The sequence below is a fragment of the Actinomadura sp. NBRC 104412 genome, from assembly GCF_030269515.1.
In the GTDB taxonomy this organism is placed as follows: Bacteria; Actinomycetota; Actinomycetes; order Streptosporangiales; family Streptosporangiaceae; genus Spirillospora.
This window is the reverse complement of sequence record NZ_BSTM01000100.1, coordinates 1-757: the sequence shown is the minus strand read 5'-3', so window position 1 is coordinate 757 and position 757 is coordinate 1. Positions and strand designations below refer to the sequence as shown.

The following is a 757-nucleotide window of genomic DNA, read 5'->3' as shown; positions in this document are numbered from 1 at the left end:
CGACGCCGAGCGGTTCCGTCGGCTGCATGTGATCGTGGGGGACTCGAATATGAGTGAGACCACGATGTTGCTGAAGGTGGGGGCGACGGATCTGGTGTTGCGGATGATCGAGGCGGGGGTGGTGATGCGTGATCTGACGTTGGAGAATCCGATTCGGGCGATTCGTGAGGTCAGTCATGACATGACGGGGCGGCGGCGGGTGCGGCTGGCCAATGGGCGGGAGGCCAGTTCGCTGGAGATTCAGAAGGAGTATTTCGGGAAGGCGAAGGATTTCGTGGATCGGCGTGGTGGGGATGCGACGGCGGTGCGGGTGCTGGAGTTGTGGGAGCGGACGTTGCGGGCGGTGGAGACGGGGGATCTGGATCTGGTGGCGCGGGAGATCGATTGGGTGACCAAGTACCGGTTGATCGAGCGGTATCGGCGTAAGTACGATCTGCCGTTGTCGTCTCCGCGGGTGGCTCAGCTGGATCTGGCGTATCACGATGTGCATCGTGATCGGGGGTTGTATTACCTGCTGGAGCGGAAGGGCGCGGTGGAGCGGGTGGCGCGGGATCTGGCGATTTTCGAGGCGAAGTCGGTGCCGCCGCAGACGACGCGGGCGCGGTTGCGTGGGGAGTTCATTCGTCGTGCGCAGGAGAAGCGTCGTGATTTCACGGTGGATTGGGTGCATCTGAAGTTGAACGATCAGGCGCAGCGGACGGTGTTGTGCAAGGACCCGTTCCGTTCGGTGGACGAACGCGTCGACAAGCTCATCGCC

At 62.7% G+C, this 757-nt stretch carries 1 protein-coding gene; it reads left to right on the top strand.

Translation table 11 applies throughout. The annotated features are described in order from the left end of the window. The coding region (locus QSK21_RS35910) for a proteasome accessory factor PafA2 family protein (protein WP_285702222.1) at positions 1–757 on the top strand (757 nt) is incomplete at both ends.